Annotated in this window: 20 protein-coding genes and 1 pseudogene; 13 read left to right on the top strand and 8 right to left on the bottom strand. The window is 64.0% G+C overall.

Features of this window, described 5'->3' with window-relative positions; genetic code table 11:
• The 3 genes and pseudogenes from VN856_RS00490 to VN856_RS00480 form a co-directional block, all read left to right on the top strand.
• A pseudogene (locus VN856_RS00490) lies at positions 1-382 on the top strand (SAM-dependent methyltransferase); the annotation flags it as partial.
• A 9-nt stretch (positions 383-391) separates the two neighbouring features.
• Positions 392-1213 (top strand): alpha/beta hydrolase, encoded by an 822-nt coding sequence (locus VN856_RS00485; protein WP_325685172.1) that lies wholly within the window; start codon positions 392-394, stop codon positions 1211-1213.
• 57 nt (positions 1214-1270) lie between these two features.
• Positions 1271-2080 carry a glycoside hydrolase family 16 protein gene (locus VN856_RS00480; RefSeq protein ID WP_325685171.1) on the top strand — a complete coding sequence of 270 codons (810 nt, stop codon included), beginning with the start codon at positions 1271-1273 and terminating at the stop codon, positions 2078-2080.
• A 60-nt stretch (positions 2081-2140) separates the two neighbouring features.
• Here VN856_RS00480 and VN856_RS00475 read toward each other — a convergent pair whose 3' ends face one another.
• Complete coding sequence (locus tag VN856_RS00475; protein ID WP_325685170.1) at positions 2141-2479, bottom strand: hemophore-related protein; 339 nt, start codon at positions 2477-2479, stop codon at positions 2141-2143.
• Between the two features lie 160 nt (positions 2480-2639).
• On the opposite strand from VN856_RS00475, the gene VN856_RS00470 reads away from it, so the two are divergent.
• Positions 2640-3926 (top strand): acyltransferase, encoded by a 1287-nt coding sequence (locus tag VN856_RS00470; RefSeq protein ID WP_325685169.1) that lies wholly within the window; start codon positions 2640-2642, stop codon positions 3924-3926.
• A 27-nt stretch (positions 3927-3953) separates the two neighbouring features.
• On the opposite strand, the gene tpx is transcribed toward VN856_RS00470, so the two are convergent.
• Positions 3954-4457 (bottom strand): thiol peroxidase, encoded by a 504-nt coding sequence (gene tpx, locus VN856_RS00465; RefSeq protein WP_325685168.1) that lies wholly within the window; start codon positions 4455-4457, stop codon positions 3954-3956.
• A gap of 148 nt (positions 4458-4605) precedes the next feature.
• Here tpx and VN856_RS00460 point away from each other — a divergent pair, with 148 nt between their 5' ends.
• Positions 4606-5433, top strand: coding sequence for a glycoside hydrolase family 16 protein (locus VN856_RS00460; RefSeq protein WP_325685174.1), 828 nt, complete (start codon positions 4606-4608; stop codon positions 5431-5433).
• Positions 5434-5437: 4 nt separating this feature from the next.
• On the opposite strand, the gene VN856_RS00455 is transcribed toward VN856_RS00460, so the two are convergent.
• From VN856_RS00455 to VN856_RS00445, 3 genes are all read right to left on the bottom strand, one after another.
• Positions 5438-6958, bottom strand: a complete 1521-nt coding sequence (locus tag VN856_RS00455; RefSeq protein WP_325685173.1) for a glycosyltransferase family 39 protein — start codon at positions 6956-6958, stop codon at positions 5438-5440.
• Between the two features lie 88 nt (positions 6959-7046).
• Positions 7047-7829, bottom strand: a complete 783-nt coding sequence (locus VN856_RS00450; RefSeq protein ID WP_325685167.1) for a hypothetical protein — start codon at positions 7827-7829, stop codon at positions 7047-7049.
• 55 nt (positions 7830-7884) lie between these two features.
• Positions 7885-8481 (bottom strand): TetR/AcrR family transcriptional regulator, encoded by a 597-nt coding sequence (locus tag VN856_RS00445; RefSeq protein WP_325685166.1) that lies wholly within the window; start codon positions 8479-8481, stop codon positions 7885-7887.
• Between the two features lie 297 nt (positions 8482-8778).
• Between VN856_RS00445 and VN856_RS00440 the strand changes: the two genes are divergently transcribed.
• The 4 genes from VN856_RS00440 to VN856_RS00425 are packed head-to-tail and all read left to right on the top strand — an operon-like array spanning position 8779 to position 11185.
• Positions 8779-9483, top strand: coding sequence for a hypothetical protein (locus tag VN856_RS00440; RefSeq protein WP_325685165.1), 705 nt, complete (start codon positions 8779-8781; stop codon positions 9481-9483).
• On the top strand, positions 9480-10295 hold the full coding sequence (locus tag VN856_RS00435; RefSeq protein WP_325685164.1) for a hypothetical protein: 816 nt from the start codon (positions 9480-9482) through the stop codon (positions 10293-10295). The genes VN856_RS00440 and VN856_RS00435 overlap by 4 nt, the downstream gene beginning before the upstream one ends.
• A complete protein-coding gene (locus tag VN856_RS00430; protein ID WP_325685163.1) occupies positions 10292-10903 on the top strand; it encodes a cytochrome c oxidase subunit 3 in 612 nt (203 codons plus the stop codon). Before VN856_RS00435 ends, VN856_RS00430 begins: the two co-directional genes overlap by 4 nt.
• Positions 10904-10906: 3 nt before the next feature.
• On the top strand, positions 10907-11185 hold the full coding sequence (locus VN856_RS00425) for a cytochrome C oxidase subunit IV family protein (RefSeq protein WP_325685162.1): 279 nt from the start codon (positions 10907-10909) through the stop codon (positions 11183-11185).
• A gap of 32 nt (positions 11186-11217) precedes the next feature.
• Here the strand turns inward: VN856_RS00425 and VN856_RS00420 are convergent, their stop codons facing one another.
• Positions 11218-12285: a phosphotransferase family protein gene (locus VN856_RS00420; RefSeq protein ID WP_325685161.1), complete on the bottom strand. Its 1068-nt coding sequence runs from the start codon at positions 12283-12285 to the stop codon at positions 11218-11220.
• A gap of 178 nt (positions 12286-12463) precedes the next feature.
• Here VN856_RS00420 and VN856_RS00415 point away from each other — a divergent pair, with 178 nt between their 5' ends.
• From VN856_RS00415 to VN856_RS00400, 4 genes are read left to right on the top strand one after another with little or no spacing between them, the layout of a single operon-like run.
• A complete protein-coding gene (locus VN856_RS00415) occupies positions 12464-12901 on the top strand; it encodes a tautomerase family protein (RefSeq protein ID WP_325685160.1) in 438 nt (145 codons plus the stop codon).
• A gap of 27 nt (positions 12902-12928) precedes the next feature.
• Complete coding sequence (locus tag VN856_RS00410; RefSeq protein WP_325685159.1) at positions 12929-13924, top strand: LLM class flavin-dependent oxidoreductase; 996 nt, start codon at positions 12929-12931, stop codon at positions 13922-13924.
• Between the two features lie 16 nt (positions 13925-13940).
• The gene (locus VN856_RS00405) at positions 13941-14285 is read left to right on the top strand and encodes a DoxX family protein (RefSeq protein WP_325685158.1); all 345 of its coding nucleotides are present in this window, start codon (positions 13941-13943) and stop codon (positions 14283-14285) included.
• Between the two features lie 46 nt (positions 14286-14331).
• Positions 14332-15897, top strand: coding sequence for an FAD-dependent monooxygenase (locus tag VN856_RS00400; protein WP_325685157.1), 1566 nt, complete (start codon positions 14332-14334; stop codon positions 15895-15897).
• A 13-nt stretch (positions 15898-15910) separates the two neighbouring features.
• Here VN856_RS00400 and VN856_RS00395 read toward each other — a convergent pair whose 3' ends face one another.
• Positions 15911-17074: an LLM class flavin-dependent oxidoreductase gene (locus VN856_RS00395; protein ID WP_325685156.1), complete on the bottom strand. Its 1164-nt coding sequence runs from the start codon at positions 17072-17074 to the stop codon at positions 15911-15913.
• Positions 17075-17201: 127 nt separating this feature from the next.
• Positions 17202-17894: an Rv0518 family GDSL lipase gene (locus VN856_RS00390; RefSeq protein ID WP_325685155.1), complete on the bottom strand. Its 693-nt coding sequence runs from the start codon at positions 17892-17894 to the stop codon at positions 17202-17204.
• Positions 17895-17983 lie beyond the last annotated feature (89 nt).

Below are 17983 nucleotides of genomic sequence, written 5' to 3'. Positions count from 1 at the left end.
GGTCCCCGACTTTCGCAGCACCGGTGAGCTGCGCGGCATATTCGAACTCGCCGCCGATTGTCTGGCTCCCGGTGGCCGGCTGGTCTTCAATGCCTTCCTCGCGCATCCGGGCTACACCCCCGACGATGCGGCGCGTGAGCTCGGGCAACAGTGCAACACGATGATTTACACCCGTAACGAACTGAACGCAGCGTCGTCTCAGCTGCCCGTTGAACTGGTCACCGATGACTCGGCTTACGAGTACGAGAAGATGCATCTTCCGGACGGCGCCTGGCCACCCACCGAGTGGTTCGAGGGGTGGGCCAGCGGCCTCGACCTGTTCGACGTCGGGCGTGAAGAAGCCCCAATCGAATTGCGCTGGCTCGTATATCAGAAAACGTGAGGGACAGTCATGGCGGATGCACTCCACTTCGTCGATGCGAACGGATTGAAGTTCGCCTATCTCGAAGAAGGAACCGGGCCACTGGTGCTGATGCTGCACGGGTTCCCCGACACCGCGCATACCTGGGACCACCTGCGCTCCCGCATCGCGGCGAAGGGATATCGCGCGGTAAGCCCCTTCATGCGGGGGTACCAACCCACCGCGATCCCGGATCGCGATGCCGACCAAGAAACGCTGGCGCGCGACGCGCTTGCGCTAATTGACGCACTCGGCGCCAGTGAGGCCGTTGTCATCGGACACGACTGGGGCGCCTCGGCCGCGTACGGTGCGGCGGCGCTAGGCCCCGAACGGGTGAAGAAACTCTTCGTCCTCGCGATTCCGCATCCGGCTACGCTCAGGCCGACGCTGAAAAAGCTCTGGGGGGTAAGGCATTTCGCGATGTACAAGTTACCAGGGGCGCCAGAACGCTTCGCGCGCAACGACTTCGCGGCGCTTCCCGAGATCTGCCGCCGATGGTCGCCGACTTGGCAGCCCGGCCCGAACGAATTCGACCCGGTGCGGGCGAGCTTTTCGAACCGCGCGAGTTTGAACGCGGCATTTGGGTATTACCGAAAGCTTTCGCCGATACCCAGCGCGTCACTGAAGGTACGAATTGCCGTGCCTACGGTCGTGTTTGCGGGACTCGATGACCCTGTCGCTGAGCCGGCCGACTATCGGGGGGCCGCCCGGATGTTCGCCGGTGACTACATCGTCGAGGAAGTCGACGGCGGGCATTTCATGCACCGGGAACATCCCGACGCATTCGCGGAGCGACTCCTCGCTCACCTGTGATCGGGCCGAACCGCGGTTTGGCCGGCTGCCGTGCGCGGCTGATATCGTGCAGGGCCTATGCCCGAAATGGATCGTCGCACCATGATGTTGATGACGGGCTTCGGCGTGCTGGCAGCCGCGGCTCCTCTCCCCCAGGCCCAGGCCTACCCACGCCCACCAGCAGCGCCGCAGGGCGGATACATCTTCCAAGACGAATTCGATGGTCCCGCCGGGTCAGCGCCTGATGGGGCGAAATGGGCAGTGGCCAAAGCGCGCGAGGTGATCAAAGACCCAACGCACTGGGAGTTGCCCGAGAACATCGGTCAATATCGCGACGATCGCCGCAACGTCTTTGTCGATGGCAAGTCGAACCTGGTGCTCAAGGCCGCGAAAGATGGCCCCACGTTCTACAGCGGCAAGATCCAGAGCCTCTGGCGAGGCGGCGTCGGCCACACCTGGGAAGCGCGGATCAAGCTCGATTGCCTCACCGCCGGCAGCTGGCCCGCCTACTGGCTGGGAAATGAGGACCAGGGCGAGATCGATGTCGTCGAGTGGTACGGCAACGGCAGCTGGCCGTCGGCCACCACCGTTCACGCGAAAGCCAACGGCGGCGAATGGAAGACCCACAACATCGCGGTGGACAGCGGCTGGCACACCTGGCGATGCCAATGGGACGCAGCCGGCATTCGCTTCTGGAAAGACTGGGTCGACGGCGCACAACCCTATTTCGACGTCCCGGCGGACTCGCTACCCGATTGGCCGTTCAACGGCCCCGGCTACACCGTCTACCCGGTGTTCAACCTCGCGGTGGCCGGCTCAGGCGGCGGCGACCCCGGCCCGGGCAGCTATCCATCACAGATGCTGGTCGACTGGATCCGGGTCTGGTAGGGCGCAAACAAAAGGTGAGCCTGCGCAAGCGCAGGCTCACCCCGTTACCGCGAAACGCGGTCAGTAGCCGTTACAGCTGCCGGCGACCTGGTTGATCAGCGGGAAATACTGCGCAGCCCCGGGAAAGCCCTGCGCCTGCTGTGCCATCGCCTCGCGCTGCGGCGGCGGCGAAGCCAGGAATTGCTGCAGCCAGCCCTGTGCCATGTGCGAGTTCTGGAACTTCGCCGCAGCGGCCGGCGACGTCGCATTCAACGCCGCAACCACCTGTGGATAACTGCAGGTCGTGTTGATCGCCGCACCCATATCCGGGTCTGCGGACGCGATCCCCGCGCCAGCGAGCACCGACAACGCCACACCCCCGGCTACGGCAGCCAGTTTGCTCAACGAACGCGTGACCATATGTGGGACACCTTCCAAATAATAAAGCGTCGAACCTCGACGCCGAGAACACGAGTTTACCGGAAGGATCCGGTGCCCGGCCTTGCCGAAGATCGCGCCACCTAGGCCGACGCGTCCCGCGCTCAGCCCCGCAACACCGGGTCACAGGTACTTTTCGGGTATGGCTGAGAGCCCGGTCCGCAACCCGGCAGTGGACTTCTACCGCGTGTCGGGGGTAGTTCTCATCGTGCTGGGCCACTGGATGGCCGGAGCGGTGACCTACCGCGACGGAGTCTTCGGTCGACAGAATCCGCTCGTCGATCAACCCTGGACACAGTGGCTCACGTGGCCCTTCCAAGCCGTTCCCGCCTTCTTCCTGGTCGCCGGTTACGCCGCTGCGGTCTCGTGGAGCCATCGATGCGCCACCGAGGGGATGTCGCGCCAGACTTGGGTGCGTCACCGACTCGCTCGTGTGCTCGGGCCTTCGGCGGTGTACGTGGCGCTGGTGTCGGTCGTCGTCGCTGCTTTTGCCGCATCTGGGGCGGCCGGGTCGACCCTGGAATATGCGGGCTGGGCGGTGGCCATGCACCTATGGTTCCTCGCCGTCTATCTGGTACTGGTCTTGCTCACGCCGATTGCGATTGCGGCACAACGCCGTTGGGGACTTTTAATCCCTGCGTTGCTGGCGGTGGGCGTCGCGGCCGTCGACGTTGCCTCGCTGGCCGGTCACGTGCCGTATCTGGGCTGGCTGAACTATCTGCTGTGCTGGGCGGCGCTCTACCAACTCGGAATCGATTGGCAGAAAGGGTCTTTGGTGGGGTTGCGACCGGTAATGCTTGCCGCCGGATCGGCCTGCGCGCTCTGGCTGTTGATCTGGCTGGGCCCCTACCCGGTCAGCATGATCGGCGTTCCGGGCCAGGCCGTGCAGAATACCGAGCCGCCGTCGGTGGCGATGCTGGCGTTCGGCTGTGCGCAGGCTGGGCTGGCGATCAGCATCGCGCCTGGGGTCAACCGCGCGCTGCGGGCCGCTTCGGTTCAGCGAGTGTTGTCGCGAGCCAACAGCAATGTGATGGCCTTGTATCTGTGGCACATGATTCCCGTGGTGATCGTGGCGATCATCGGCTATCCGGCCGGACTGCTGCCACAGCCGGCCGAGGGCCACGCAGCATGGTGGCTGGCCCGATTGGAATGGGTGATCATTCTCAGCCTGGTAACCGCGGTCGAACTGGCACTCCTGTGGTGGGGCCGGCGATTATTCGCCGCGCCGCTGCCCGCGCTCAACGTGCGGGGCGGTCGCTGGGCTGAGCCGCTCATGTTCGCCGGCGCCTCGATGGCTGCATACGGGTTGGCGTTCTTCGCCGCGGAAGGCTTCGCGCCCGATGGCCATTTCCCCCGGCTGACCACAGCGATCTTCGTCGTCGGCGTGCTCCTGGTGGCCGTGTGCCCGCGGGATCGCACCTGCGCCTAGGCACACCTCATACGGCAGCCGGCAGGGTTAGGACGAGGCGTCCAGCGCGGCCAGAGCTGCATCGTAATTCGGCTCTTGGGCGATCTCCGGAACCAGCTCCTCGTAGGCGACATTGCCGTCGGCGCCGATCACCACGACCGCGCGGGCAAGGAGGCCGGCGAAGGGACCGTCGGCGATAGTGACGCCGTAGTCCTCACCGAAGCTGTCCCGGAACGCCGACGCGCTCTGCACGTTCTCGATGCCTTCGGCACCGCAGAAGCGTGCTTGAGCGAACGGCAGGTCCTTGGACACGCACAGCACAGACACGCCGCCCGCGGCGGCGCGCTCGTTGAAGGTGCGCACGCTGGTCGCGCACACGGGCGTGTCCACCGATGGAAAGATGTTCAGCAATACGGGCTTGCCGTGCAACTGCTCACTGGTGACCGGGGCAAGATCGGATCCGACCAGCGTGAAAGCTGGGGCCGAAGCTCCGACAGCGGGCAAGTCGCCCACGGTGTTGATCGGGTTTCCACGCATAGTTATCTGTGCCATGCGCACAGTCTGCCAAGGCCGGAAGGGCAGCGTGGGGTCGGGGTTGGGTCAACCCGAGAGATGCGGATCGACAGATGTCGGACCGGTAGTTCCGCGGGTTGCCAAGCCGTCTCTTAGTGCCCTCTATATATTGACTAGCGTGCCTGAGATCAATCGACGGAACATCATGATCACAATGGGGCTGGGCGCACTGGGGGCCGCGATGTCTCTCCCGGAAGCTTGGGCTCATCCATCTCCCCCTACGGCGCCGGCGGACGCCGCGCCCGGGAGCTACATTTTCCACGACGAGTTCGACGGACCGGCAGGCCAAGGCCCCGATCTAGCGAAGTGGACGCCGCAGACCTGGCAGGACGACGTGTTCCCGCCGGTCGATGGGATATATCGCGCCGAAAACGTTTTCCTCGATGGAAATTCCAACCTCGTCCTGAAGGCCAGCCACGAAGACGATCAATACTTCAGCGGCAAGTTGCGCGGCAATTGGCGTGGCGGAATAGGTACCACCTGGGAAGCGCGGATCAAACTCGACTGTTTGTTCCCCGGCCTGTGGCCGTCGTTCTGGACGGTCAACGAGGATCCGCAGCCGGACGGCGAGGTCGACCTCTTCGAGTGGTACGGCAACGGCCAATGGGCCCCGGGTACCACGGTCCACGCGGCATCCAACGGGAAAACCTGGGAAGGGAAGTCGATTCCCGGAATGGTGGACGGCGCGTGGCACACCTGGCGCATGCGTTGGGATGAGGACGGCTTCAAATTTTGGCGGGACTACGTAGACGGAGCCAAGCCCTACTTCAGCGTTCCGCCGAAGCCGATCCACGTTTTCGGCGCACCGCCTGAAGACAAGCGGTGGCCGTTCGGTAAGCCCGGCTACTGGCTTTCGCCCATGTTCACGCTCGCGGTCGGTGGCGTCGGAGCCGGCGATCCCGCCGCGGGGACGTTCCCATCCCAAATGCTGGTCGACTACATCCGCGTCTGGTAGCGGTTCACCGCACGGCCTTGATCACCTGAACCAGGTTGAACTGCCACCGCTCGATAAGGCGAAAGCCTAGATCGTGTGGAACCGCGAACGCCGGGGTTACTCCGTAAAGGGGCCCGGGCGGGACCGCGGAACCCTGCTCATGGGTGGGCATCGCCTTGTCAGCTTGGGTGATGATCCACACGATGCGGCAGTGGCTGAGTGGTTTCGCCACAACTTCTGGGATGAGGTTGGTATCGAAGACGTCGTTGCGGTCGGTGGCTCTCTGCCAGAGGGTCAGGTCGACCAGCTTCCGGTAGGCGTCCGGGCGGGCCGCCAGCAGTGGGCGCATAGGTGCGGGCATGAACGTCACCGTGTCGTTGACCAGTAGGCAATCGCCAGGCGCTGCTTTGGCTGCGATCAGATCCGCGACTTGGCTGTAGTCCATGCCATATTTTGCGTACGGATTACGTTGCGCAGAAACATAACTCGGCGCTGCGGCGATCGCGAGAAGGCAGATGACAGCCGCCGCTGCCCATCGGGTGACGGCCAACGTGCCGATGCACACGCCCAACACCACGGCCACCGCCGGTGCCGTGAAGCACAAATAGCGCGGCGTGTACACGGGGTGAACCAGCGCGGACCCGGCGACGATCACCGCGGTCGGTATAACAAGCCAGGTGATCGCCAACGTCAATAGCTGGCGATCCCCCTCCACCAGGCGCGCGGATGTGAACAGCCACAACACAATTGCCGTCGCGACTATCAGCGCGGACAGAATTGCGAACGGAGGGCTTCGCTCGAAATACTGTTGCATCGCCACATCCTCGATCGTCCGGTGCCCAATCGGCGCGACCCAACTGATCTGATGCGTCTGGCCGACGGCCGCGATCAAAAACGGCGTCAGGGCACAGCCGGCCAGAACGGACGCCAGCGCGAACCGCAGGACGACGGTTCGGCTGCGCCGAAAGGCGCAGATGAAAGCGACGTATGCGGGAGCCAACAGCAGCAGATACACGTCGAGCAAAACCGACATCGCCAGGACGAGCCCATAGCACAGCCACACCCATGCGTCGTCGCGCCGCGTGGCGCGGATGAACAGCACCGTCAGCCACACGGCGGCCATCATCGACATCGCATACGGGCGAGCTTCGATGCCCGCCCACGTCGCCCGAGGCAAGATCGCGCACACAACTCCGGAGGCCAGTGCGACAGTGCGAGACGAGAACTGCTTGCCGAGTACCACGACTCCGGCCGCGGCAGCCCCAACCGCGAGACCGCTTGGCACACGGGACCAGAATTCCGTGGGCGGGACGATTGTGAACCAGCCGTGCATGAGCACGTAGTACAGACCCTCGACCGCGTCGACGTTTCCCAGCATGTGCCATAGCTGGCTCAGAGAACGACTGTATGCGGCCGAAATCGTGGCGGCCTCGTCGTACCAGAAAGACGGGCGGCCCGCGCCGGCCAGGCTCACAACGGAGGCCAACACTGCAACGATCACAGGGTCCAGCGCGGCTCGCGGCGGTGTCAGTCGATCACCGTGCACCGTTGCGATCGGGCGTCTTGAATACCCGCTGATCACGTCGCCATGGTGCCAGAAGCGCAACGGGCACACCTGGGTGCGGGTCTTCTAGCTAGCGCCGCGACTGGCGCACCTTGTAGGTGGATGGCCACGAGTGCCGGCTGTCGTCGCCCACCAGCGGCGTCCCCATACTGCCGACTTTGACGGCGTACGCTTCTTCGCCCGCGCCGACCTCGCGATTGGCATGTTCCTGGGCCAGGTAGTACAGCTCGTCGATGGTGGCCTCGTGGTAGGCGACGAACGTGGTCTTACGAACGATGTCGCCGGCCGCGGCGATCATCCAGTCGGGCAGGAATCTGGTGGCGAGCGCACCGACACCCAATAGCGAGAACGGGACCACCCAGTAGCCGATGTAGGTCACCGGCGTGGTGGTGTCGAGGAGCGATGCGTTAGCCGCCACGATCGGCGGGATCGACGATGACACCGTCATCGCCGCGAACACACTGATCCAGATCCAGGTGAGGCGCGAGGTGATCTGGCCGAAAACATCGCTGTTGACCACCGCCGGGGGTTGATTCGCCGCGGCGTACTCGTGCACGAACGACTTGCCCGACTGCGCGGCGACCAGGGTTACCAGCAAGATTCCCGCGATGCTCAGCGGCAGCGCCCATCGTTGCAGAAACAACTGGCTCGCCAGCAGTGTCACCCCAGTAAGTACCAAGAACGTTGCGCTTGAACCGATTTCGAGCGCGCGCCGGGCTGCGCGGGTGAGATAACCGGCGACCAGTCCGGCGATCGCGATCACGAAGGCGACCGAAGCCGCAACCAGGAAGGACGCATTGCCGACCAGGACCCAATAGACGATCCACGGCGCGAAGCCAAACAGAATGCCCACGATCGATCAGTGTATGGGCGGGTGCGGCTCGGCGGGAGCGTTGGGTAGCGATAGCTCAGCGCTGCAGGCTGCGCAAGGTGCTCGTCACAAATTTCCTGAGCACCTCATCGCGGTCCGCCCCCGGCACTCCGGCGCTGATGAGTTGTGCGTGCACGCCGATGAGGAAGAACGCGGCGCTGTCGTAGGCGCCGACATCGTCGTAGAGTTCGCCGCGGTTTCGCGCGCGCTCGATCTCGGCGGCGAGCAGCACGAAGGTCGGATGTTTGATCCAGTGATCGTCCACGGGGCGTGCCGGCGAAAAGTACAGACTGATCACATCGCGGAATAGTGCAGCACCCCAGCGGGTCTCGAGTGCGACGACGAGCCTGATGATCTCGTTCAGTACAGCCGGCAAGTCGCGGCGGGTTTCAAGAAATCGGCTCAGCTCCTCGGCGAGATAGTCCTCATCGCGTCGGATCAACTCCAGCAGGACATGTTCTTTGGTGGGGAAATGGAAGTAGAAGGTACTGCGGGCAACTCCTGCCGCCTCCACGATCGCGTTGATGTCCGCCGAATTTGCGCCGGCACGCTGGAATTCCACGATGGCGGCATCCAGTACCCGCGCCCTCGTCTTGCGGCGCTGGGCTTCGCGACCCGTCGCAGTGTCTGGCACGTTTCCTATTCTGCAGCATCCGGTCAGCTCGCTGACAGATATCACTTGAAATTGGCGTTCAACGGAGCTGGAGCGTGGCCGCACTCCCCTGATTTTCCGCCAACAACAAGCTATTTTGCGATCGGAACATCGGCCCGCCGACTTCGTGCGGTGGCGTGATGTCGTGAAGTTCGTTGTCATTTGTCAGTGAACGTGCTAGATCTAAGACGGCACGGGGTCGTAGCGAGCCACCTGAGTGGCCCGTCGACGTCGTGGCGCGGCGCGCGATTTCGCATCAGGTGAGGCAGGACGGAATCGATGAATACCAGAGGTCAACGCATCCTGTTGTGGACGGCGCCGCCGGCGGTGGCGTTGTTTGCGCTTGCTTATCTTGTTTTCCCGGTGTTTTCACCACCGCTGTCCCCGACGTTGACGCCCGATCAGGTGGCAGCGTTCTTCCGGGGCAACGTCACGGGAATCCTCGGGGTGGCGATCCTCTGCAACCTCATCGCGTGCGCCTTGGTGCCACTGTTCGCGGTGACAGCCGTGCAGATCTCCCGCACCGCAACGTCGAGCACTGTCCTGACATACGCCTATATCATCTGCGTCGGCGTCGGTACCACGGCGTTCATTCTCGCCGACTACTGCTGGGGGATGGCCGCTTTCAGGCCCGAACGCGATCCGCAGCTCACCAGTCTGCTCAATGACATGGCGTGGTTCTTCTTCATCGCGCCGGTCGGCACGATCATGGTGCAGAACCTGTGCTTCGCCCTGAGCGTTTACCTGGATGAACGTCCAGATCCGATCTTTCCGCGTTGGGTCGCGCACTTCAACGTGGCGACGGTTCTGCTGCTGGCCCCGAGCGCATTCTCGCTCCTCTACAAAACGGGCCCACTCGCCTGGAATGGCCCACTGTCGTTCACATTGCGGTTGACGACATTTGCCGTCTACATCGCGGTGATGTTCTGGGCGCTTCTGCGCGCAGTCAGACACCAGGGTGACGACCGGGTGGTTCTGGCATGAGCGGCAGTGTGGCAGAGGCGCCGAAGGCCCCCGCCCCCCCGGCCGAGCATGCAACGTCGTGGCGCGAGAATCGCAAACTCGATCAGTGGATTGCGTTTTGGAGCGTGCCATTCTTTTTCAACTTGTTCGGTCTGGTGTTCGTTCCGCTGAGTTGGATGATGCCGCCCAGGTCACCGAGCAGCAGCACACCGCACATCGTCGACTTCATGCACTCGCACAATCTGCTGATCGCCTGTGTGATCCTGACGCTGGCCTACGGGCTCGCGCCGGTGTCGAACGCCTGCTATCTGATGCAGGTGAGGCGGATGTCGGTGAGCCCGGCGTTCCGCTACTCCATGATGATCGGCGCGATCACCGGCGCGATCGTCGGCATGCTGTTCCCGATGTTCTGCTTCGGCCTCGGCGCATTTCGGCCCGGGTACAACTCGAGCGTCTTGACGATGCTCTACGACTTCGGCTACCTGGCATTCATCGGCTCGCTGGGCTGTTTCTGCGTCATGTGGATGGCCTTCGGTTTGGCCATCATTCTCGACGAAAACGGGATTCTGCCAAAGTGGTTGGGTTACTACACCATTTGGCAATATGTGACCGAGCTGATGGCCGCACCGGTCTGGATCGTCAAATCTGGGCCTTTCGCTTGGAACGGCCTGATGACCTTCTGGTTCGCGATGATCCTCTATGTCTCCTGGCAGATCATCGTGTACGTGTGCATCTACCGGGCGATCAAGAATCAACCAGAGACCGAACTCGACAACGCCTCGCCGGAGCTCCATCCGAAAGCAGTTGAACTCCGTTCCGGGACGAGCGTATGACCAACGTTGCCGAGGGGGTAACCCCGGGAGTCGACAACTCTCGACCGGATGCCAGCAGGCAGGGCCATGTCCCCGGCGAATCGAGCATGTGGTTCTTCGTCATCGGTGACCTACTCATCTTCGGCGTCTACTTCGTGGGCTACATGTACTTCCGCGGCCAGAATCACGAACTGTTCCTGCAAAGCCAGGCTCGGCTGAATCTGGACATCGGCGCCATCAACACCGTGATGCTGCTGACCAGTTCGCTGTTCGTGGCGCTCGGCACAGAGGCGGCTCGCGCTGGTAACAGAGCGGCTGCGCTGCAACGGTTCTGGATCGCATTAGCCTTCGGTGCCGCCTTTCCGCTGCTCAAGATGTTCGAGTGGATCCCGGAGATCACCAGCGGTTTGACGCCGGGAACGAATCTCTTCTTCATGTACTACTACGTGATGACCGGCATGCACTTGTGCCATGTCGCCCTCGGCCTTGTCATCATGTGCTTCATCCTGCGCAACCTGAAAACATCGACAGTACCCAAGATCTCGTTCGTCGAGACTGGTGCCACTTACTGGCACATGGTCGATGTCCTATGGCTGGTCCTGTTCGCCCTGCTGTACTTGATGAGGTAGGCCATGACGGCACTGATACGTAATCCATTGACGATCGTGTGGGCACTGCTCACGACGGTCACCATCGTGTCGTCGCTGATCGCTCTCGATGCCGGCGCCGCGCATCAGATCAATACGACAGTGACGACCGCCGTATTGCTGATCGCGGCGGTCAAGGTGTACTTGGTGATTCGGCACTTCATGGAAGTCCGCCGCGCACCGCTCTGGCTCAAGGCGACCACGAGCGGATGGGTTCTCGGGCTTTTCGCGCTATTGCTGACCTTCTACTTCGCCAGTCTGTGACCAAGCAATATGCCTGGAGTCGTGCTCATCGCTCAGGCCGCGATTCGTTGCGCCAATTTCCACGCGGTTTCAGCCATACTGCGATACCGCTCGCGGTATTCGTCGGTGCCGGCCCGCGAATCTGCCGCGTTGCCCTCGACCCCCCGCCGCCACACCCCGGCGGTGATCGAAGCCAGCCGGAACATCGAGAAGACCACGAAGACGTCGAGCGAGTCAGGGAGCTCTATACCAGCGTGAGCACGGTAGCTGTCGAGGAAGGTCTTCTGGTCGGGAATTCCAGTGCCAGTGAGGTTTTCACCGATGACGCCACTTCTGCCGCCGGGTCCGCCCGGCACGTGGTACGTGACGCAGAAATACCCGAGGTCCGCCAACGGATTGCCGATCGTCGCAAGCTCCCAGTCCAGTACTGCCACCACTCGTGGCTCGGTCGGGTGCAGCAAGACATTGCCCAGACGATAATCGCCGTGGGCGATGCACGACGGCGCGTCCTCGGGCGGCAGGTGCTCGGGCAGCCACTTCGCCAGCAGATCCATCGCCGGCATGTCTTCCATGCGCGCGGCCTCCCACTGCCGCGTCCACAGCGCCACTTGGCGTTGCATATAGCCCTCGGGCCGGCCGAAGCCCTCGAGGCCGACTGCGCGCCAGTCCACGCAGTGCAGGGCCGCGAGCACGCGGGCGAGGTCCTCATAAACCGCGGCGCGGTGTGCTGGACTCTCCTCACGCATGACCCGGTCCGGAAAGACTCGCCCCGCAACGTGATCCATGACGAAAAACGTTGTACCGATTACAGATTCGTCATCACAGAGCAGCTGCATGCGCGGCACGGGAACATCGGTGTCGGCCAGCGCGGCCATCACGCGGTGCTCGCGCGCCACCTCGTGCGCCCGCGGCAACAGCTTGCCCGGTGGCTTCTTGCGCAGTACGTAGTCGCCGCCGGCGGTCTGCAGATGAAACGTGGGATTGCTCTGGCCGCCCTGAAACTGTCGAACCTGCAGTTGGCCGTCGAATCCGGGCAGCCGGCCACGCAAGTACCGAGCCAGCGCCGCTTCGTCGAAACGATGCGCAGGCAGTACCGGCACCAACTCTGCCATCCCCGCCATCTGTGGCCCCCTGTCGTCGACCGCGCCTGCGAAAACCCTACCGAGGAGCAATAAACGATGGCCCCGGTTCTGGGCAACGCCGGTGCGATCCAACCGAGTCTGCGGAAAAGCGCCACCGCGACCGCCCCGTACGTCAAGGTTGTGCGCGCGCTGAAAAAGCTCTGAGGAGGGCCGGACAATGCCGATGATCGATTTGACCTACGTGCGTGGCTCACTGGGGCAGAAGGCGCTGGGACGCCTGACCGACGAGCTCGTCACGGTGCTGCTGCGGGCCGAACAGGCCCCGGACACCCCATTCCTGCGGGACAACACCCTGGTGTATCTGCACGAGCTGGATCCGGCCGCGCAGTCGGTCGGCGGCCGCGGCGCGGGCGCGCCCCGATTCCGGGTGGAGATGACGGTGTTCGGAGGCGCACTGTCCAAAGACCGGAAAGAACAGCTCGCAGCCGACGTGCACGTCGCGGTCTGCGGCGCCGCGGGGATCGATCCGGACGGCGACCAAGCGTTTCACGTCTGGACGTTGATTCATGAAATCCCCGAAGGCAATTGGGCCGGCGGCGGCAAGGTCATCTACTACCGGCAAGTCAAAGGTCTGGTTGCCGACGACGCATCCTGATCGAGTCAACTCGGTTAGTGTCCGGTCATGGACATCTCTTGTGCGTTCGCGACCTCATCGGATACCCCTGCGCTTGTTGAACTGGCTGAGTCGCTCGGTTATCGGCGAGCGTGGCTCTACGACTCCCCTGCGCTGTATCCCGATGTCTGGATGATACTGACCCGGTGCGCCGAACGGACCTCGCGAATCGGTCTCGGGCCGGGTGTTCTCGTTCCCAGCCTGCGGCATCCGATGGTCAACGCGGCGGCCATCGCCGAGCTCGTCGACCAGGCGCCCGATCGCGTCGCAGTGGCCATCGGATCCGGTTTCACCGGCCGGTTCTCGTTGGGTAAGAGACCCATGCCGTGGCGGCAGGTTGCCGAGTATGTTCGCTGCCTGAAGGCGTTGCTGGCCGGTGAGACCGCGGAATGGGACGGCGCCAGGATCCGGATGATGCACCCGTCCGGTTATGGCGCCAAGCGACCCATAACGGTGCCGATACTGATCGGCGCCGACGGTCCGAAGGGTCTGGCCGTGGCGGCCGAACTCGGCGATGGGGTGTTCTCGGCCGCCGTACCCCAGCCCGACGCGGTCAACGCGGCCGACTGGCGGGCGCTGCTGTCCTTCGGCTCGGTGCTGGACGACGGCGAGGAGCTGACCTCGCCGCGGGTCGTCGACGCGGTGGCACCGGGTGCGGTGGTGATGTATCACGCCATGTACGAACGCGGCGGCGCCGCCGTGGTCGACGCGGTACCCGGTGGGCGCGGATGGCGTGAGGCGATCGAGGCTCATCCCGAGAACGAACGGCATCTTGCCATCCACGAAGGGCACTTGGTGAAAGCCAATCCGCGCGACGAGCCGTACATCGCTGACCTCATTCCGATGGCGAGCGCCGGGGGGTTGACGGGTAGCGCGGAACAGGTCGCGGCACGAGTGCGCGACCTTGCCGCCGCCGGGGTCACCGAAGTCGCCTACCAGCCAGCGGGATCCGACATCCAACGCGAACTCCGCGCCTTCGCATCCGCCACCGGCATCGCGGGCTGAGTATTACGGTGTAGTGATGATCGCCAAAGTAGTCGTGACGGCTTTGCTCGCAGCGCTGATGGGGTTTGCCGGTTCGATCAAGCTTGTCGGGGTGAAGCAATCGTTGGAAATCCGCGATCATCTCGGGGTCAATCCGATGCAGTGGCGGGTGATCGGCGCGCTCGAACTCGCCGGTGTCGCCGGCATTTTGGCGGGCTTGTCGTGGGCGCCGATCGGCATAGCTGCTGCTGTCGGACTCACTCTACTTCTCTTGGGCGCCATAGTCTTTCACGTGCGGGCGTCCGACAGCGCGTCCGACTCGGCTCCGGCGGTGATCGGACTGGGTCTGGCAGTCGCGACCGCGATCCTGCAGTCGATGTAATCAAGTAGCTTGTCATAGCCGCCGGCCCGCTAGTAAGCTGGGCTAAATGAATGACGTCGTCATCGCCGGCGCCGGCCCGAATGGGCTGATGCTGGCGGGTGAACTCGGATTGGCCGGTATGCGGCCTGTCGTGCTCGAGCCGCTTGCCGGACCCAACCCGCAACGGCGCGCGAATGGGATTACCGGTCAAGCGGTTCGGCTGCTCGACCATCGCGGCCTCTACAGCGTCCTGGCCGGAACGCCCGATCCCCCTCAGCCGTCCCCGTGGGCGATGTTCGCGGCCATGGCACTGGATCTGACGGCGGTGCCTGATCCACAGCACTTCATGTTCCCCGTCCAACAGCCCCGGCTGGTGCAGACTCTGGCCGAGCGGGTCGGCGGCGAGGGTGCCGATCTGCGTTGGGGACACCGACTGGTCGGATTCGACCAGCACGCCGACGGTGTCGTCGTGCATGTCGAGGGTCCTGATGGCCGTTATCAACTGCCCGCGAAGTACCTCGTGGGCGCGGATGGGGGTACTAGTCAGACGCGCAAACTCGCGGGCATCGACTTTCCGGGAATGACGTCCCATGACGCGGTAGCCCGGATGGCGTTCGGAGTGGTGCCGCCCGACGATTGGGTCGATCCGGTCACCGGCGCGCTCGAGATCCCCGGCTGGGGTCGTGTCCCGCCCGCGCCGTTCTACCGCGCCGAGCATGGTGTGTTCGCCTGCCGTCGGATGGGCGATCGGGCAATGCTCATCACATTGGAGCTGGCCCGATCGGCTCAAGAAGACCGCTTTGACGACTACGACGAAGATGACACGCCGGTGAGCCTGGCCGAGATCGAGGCCAGCGTGAAACGTGTACTCGGAGCGGATGTTCCGCTGCGACCGGTCTCGCCGGGGGCTCCGCTGGACCTGCGCCGCTTCTACGGCATCAACTCCAGGATCGCGTCGGCGTACAGATCGGGCCGGGTCTTCCTGGTCGGCGACGCGGCGCACGTGCACTCCCCGCTCGGCGGGCCCGGTCTGAACCTGGGCCTGCAGGACGCGGTGAACCTCGGCTGGAAGCTGGCCGCAGTTATCGCCGGTGGCGCCGATCCTGCGGTGCTCGACACCTATGAGGCCGAGCGCCGGCCGGCTGGTGAGCGTGTCGTTATGCACAGCCGCGCCCAGCTGGCTCTGGTGCGGCCCGGAACGGAAGTCACCGCCCTGCGAGGCCTCTTCTCCGAGTTTCTCGAGGATCCGAACAACGCTAAGCGGCTCAGTGATCTGTTGTCCGGCAACGATAATCGTTACGACGTGGGTGCCGATGCGCATCCGCTGGCCGGACGGTGGGTGCCCGATTTCGCCGTGCGGAACGGCGTATCGACGCGACGGGTAGCCGAGCTCGCGCGCAGCGGTCGCCCGCTGCTGATCGACCTTACCGAGGACGCATTCGTCGCCACCGTGACTTCCGATGCCGCAGAGCGGATTACCGTCGCCGTCGGTAGCCCGGTCGGTGACGTGTCGGCCACGGCGCTGCTGGTCCGGCCGGACGGCTACGTGGCGTGGGCCTCGTCGGCGCCGAAACCCGAGGTTGACGAACTTCGTCGCGTCCTTCGCGACTGGTTCGGCATCGAAGCGGGCTGAAGCCGAAAGTCGGTTACTTAGAGGCGATTTCGTCTTGATACTTCTGGGTCATATGCGCGACGGCGTCGTTCTGTGATTGCGCAAGGCCTTCGCGCGCCTCGCTGGCACGCGTGGCGGCGTCCAGGGTTGGTTGCGCCTGACCCTGGAAATGCGGCATCACTTCGGCGGCGAACAGCTCAGCGGACCGTTTGGTCGCCGCCGGGTTCGCCCATTCGTGGCCCATCTGCAGCATGCAACCGAATCCACCGGACTGATCCCACATTCGCTGCACCTGTTCGCGCGCCCGCTCCGGCGTGCCGATCACTCCGGCGCCGTTGTCGTTGATCACGTCGATCATCTCGTCGATCTGCTCGCCGGGCATGGTCATCTGCGGGAACGCCGCCACCTTCTGGAAGTACCGGAACCACGGCTCCAGGCCAAATTTCACGTCCTCGCGGGCCTGCTTCTCGGTTTCGGCGATGTGGAATGGTCCGACCAGGCTCCAGTTCTTGCGGTCGACCGCGGTGCCGAACACCGCCGCGCGCTCTTCCACGATGTCCCAGTGATACTGCAGCGCGTTGAAGCCTTCGATCGTCAGCGTCGCCCCGATGGACAGCAGGCCGATGCCGTGCTTGCCGGCCAGTCGCGCACCGGTTGGCGAAGCGACCGCGGCCACCGCCAGCGGGACACCGCCGTCGGAGTAAGGCGCAAGCTGCAAGCGGGCGTTGTGCAGTTCGTGGGTCGGGGTTTTCGCGGACACCGACTCGCCGCGCAGCAGACGGACAACGATGTCGAGGTTGGTGTCCAGCAACTCTCGCGTGTCGGTGGGCGTCAGCCCGATCATTGACGAGTCGCTGGGCAGTGAACCGGGCCCCACCCCACCGATCACCCGGCCGTGGGTGAGGTGATCCAGCATCATCAACCGGTCGGCGACCCAGAGCGGGTTGTGGTACGCGAGCGAGATGACCCCGGTACACAACTTGATCCACTTGGTCCGCTCCGCGGCGGCGGCGATGAATATCTCCGGCGAGGCGATGATCTCGCTGCCCGCCGAGTGATGCTCGCCGATCCACGCTTCATCGAAGCCGAGCGCATCGAGGTGTTCGACGAACTCGAGATCTCGCTGCATGGCCAGCGTCGGGTTGGTTCCTGCGCGGTGAAACGGTGCGATGAAGTACCCAAATCTGAGCTTGGCCATGTGCGGTCCCCTAGCAATCGATTTGCCCAGACCCTAAACCCTTGATGCGCTGAGGGTTAGGAGTTGGAGCCTCGAATCTGCAAAGAGTTTCCTGGCACTGCCCAACAGCGGTCCGCCGCTGCCGGGATCAGGCTCGTCGGGACAACTGGGCGTGGATCAACGGAGCGATCTTCTCGGCCATGTACGCATGCCCGGCGTCGTTAGGGTGCACGCCGTCGGGGCCGATCAGATCGGGCCTGCCGACGAACCACCCGTCGCTGATCGGGTCGATGAACGTCGCCCCCGCCTCGTTGGCCTGACCGCTGAGAATGTCGCGGATGTACAGGACGTCGATCGGCGGATCGGAGTCCGTCCACGGCGGGCCGATCACCAGCAACTTTGCCGACGGAGCGATACGGCGGGCCAGGTCCAGGGTGTCGTGCGCCATGGCGGCCATCTGCACCGGGTCGACACCGTGGTCGTTGCGTGAGCCGAAGAACACCACCAACGCATCGTCGGGGTGGACGGCCCGGTTGGTCAGGTCTTCGAAAACGCTGCCGTGATCACCGCGGACGACATAGCCGGCCCGGCCTTCGGAGGCAACCTCGGGCAGAACCTGCACGCCCTGGCGTGCGAGCGTCAGCCAGGTGCGGTTGGTCCAGGTGTTCGATCCCCAGCCGCCTTCATCGGTACCGGTGGTGTAGGAATCCCCGATCACCGCGACGTGATCGATCGGGGTTCCGCGGGCCACCATCTGGTAGCGCTGCTGCGTGGTGGGATGGACGGTGACCATTCCGGCCGCGACCGCACCTGCGACGACAACTGTGGCTAGACGCCCCACCGTTACCTCCACTGTCCACCACGCCGGCCGCGTGTCTCAGCCGTACAAGCGGCATCGTAAAAGCACCACGACGAATTGCGCCGTCGACC

The sequence above is a fragment of the Mycobacterium sp. genome, assembly GCF_035603715.1.
Taxonomy (GTDB): domain Bacteria; phylum Actinomycetota; class Actinomycetes; order Mycobacteriales; family Mycobacteriaceae; genus Mycobacterium.
This window is presented reverse-complemented; position numbering and strand designations above follow the sequence as displayed.

Bases quoted from the DNA above. Each gene is read 5' to 3' on its own strand.
- VN856_RS00485 (WP_325685172.1), top strand. From the start codon at position 392: ATGGCGGATGCACTCCACTTCGTCGATGCGAACGGATTGAAGTTCGCC.
- VN856_RS00480 (WP_325685171.1), top strand. From the start codon at position 1,271: ATGCCCGAAATGGATCGTCGCACCATGATGTTGATGACGGGCTTCGGC.
- VN856_RS00475 (WP_325685170.1), bottom strand. From the start codon at position 2,479: ATGGTCACGCGTTCGTTGAGCAAACTGGCTGCCGTAGCCGGGGGTGTG.
- VN856_RS00470 (WP_325685169.1), top strand. From the start codon at position 2,640: ATGGCTGAGAGCCCGGTCCGCAACCCGGCAGTGGACTTCTACCGCGTG.
- tpx (WP_325685168.1), bottom strand. From the start codon at position 4,457: ATGGCACAGATAACTATGCGTGGAAACCCGATCAACACCGTGGGCGAC.
- VN856_RS00440 (WP_325685165.1), top strand. From the start codon at position 8,779: ATGAATACCAGAGGTCAACGCATCCTGTTGTGGACGGCGCCGCCGGCG.
- VN856_RS00435 (WP_325685164.1), top strand. From the start codon at position 9,480: ATGAGCGGCAGTGTGGCAGAGGCGCCGAAGGCCCCCGCCCCCCCGGCC.
- VN856_RS00430 (WP_325685163.1), top strand. From the start codon at position 10,292: ATGACCAACGTTGCCGAGGGGGTAACCCCGGGAGTCGACAACTCTCGA.
- VN856_RS00425 (WP_325685162.1), top strand. From the start codon at position 10,907: ATGACGGCACTGATACGTAATCCATTGACGATCGTGTGGGCACTGCTC.
- VN856_RS00420 (WP_325685161.1), bottom strand. From the start codon at position 12,285: ATGGCGGGGATGGCAGAGTTGGTGCCGGTACTGCCTGCGCATCGTTTC.
- VN856_RS00415 (WP_325685160.1), top strand. From the start codon at position 12,464: ATGCCGATGATCGATTTGACCTACGTGCGTGGCTCACTGGGGCAGAAG.
- VN856_RS00410 (WP_325685159.1), top strand. From the start codon at position 12,929: ATGGACATCTCTTGTGCGTTCGCGACCTCATCGGATACCCCTGCGCTT.
- VN856_RS00405 (WP_325685158.1), top strand. From the start codon at position 13,941: ATGATCGCCAAAGTAGTCGTGACGGCTTTGCTCGCAGCGCTGATGGGG.
- VN856_RS00400 (WP_325685157.1), top strand. From the start codon at position 14,332: ATGAATGACGTCGTCATCGCCGGCGCCGGCCCGAATGGGCTGATGCTG.
- VN856_RS00395 (WP_325685156.1), bottom strand. From the start codon at position 17,074: ATGGCCAAGCTCAGATTTGGGTACTTCATCGCACCGTTTCACCGCGCA.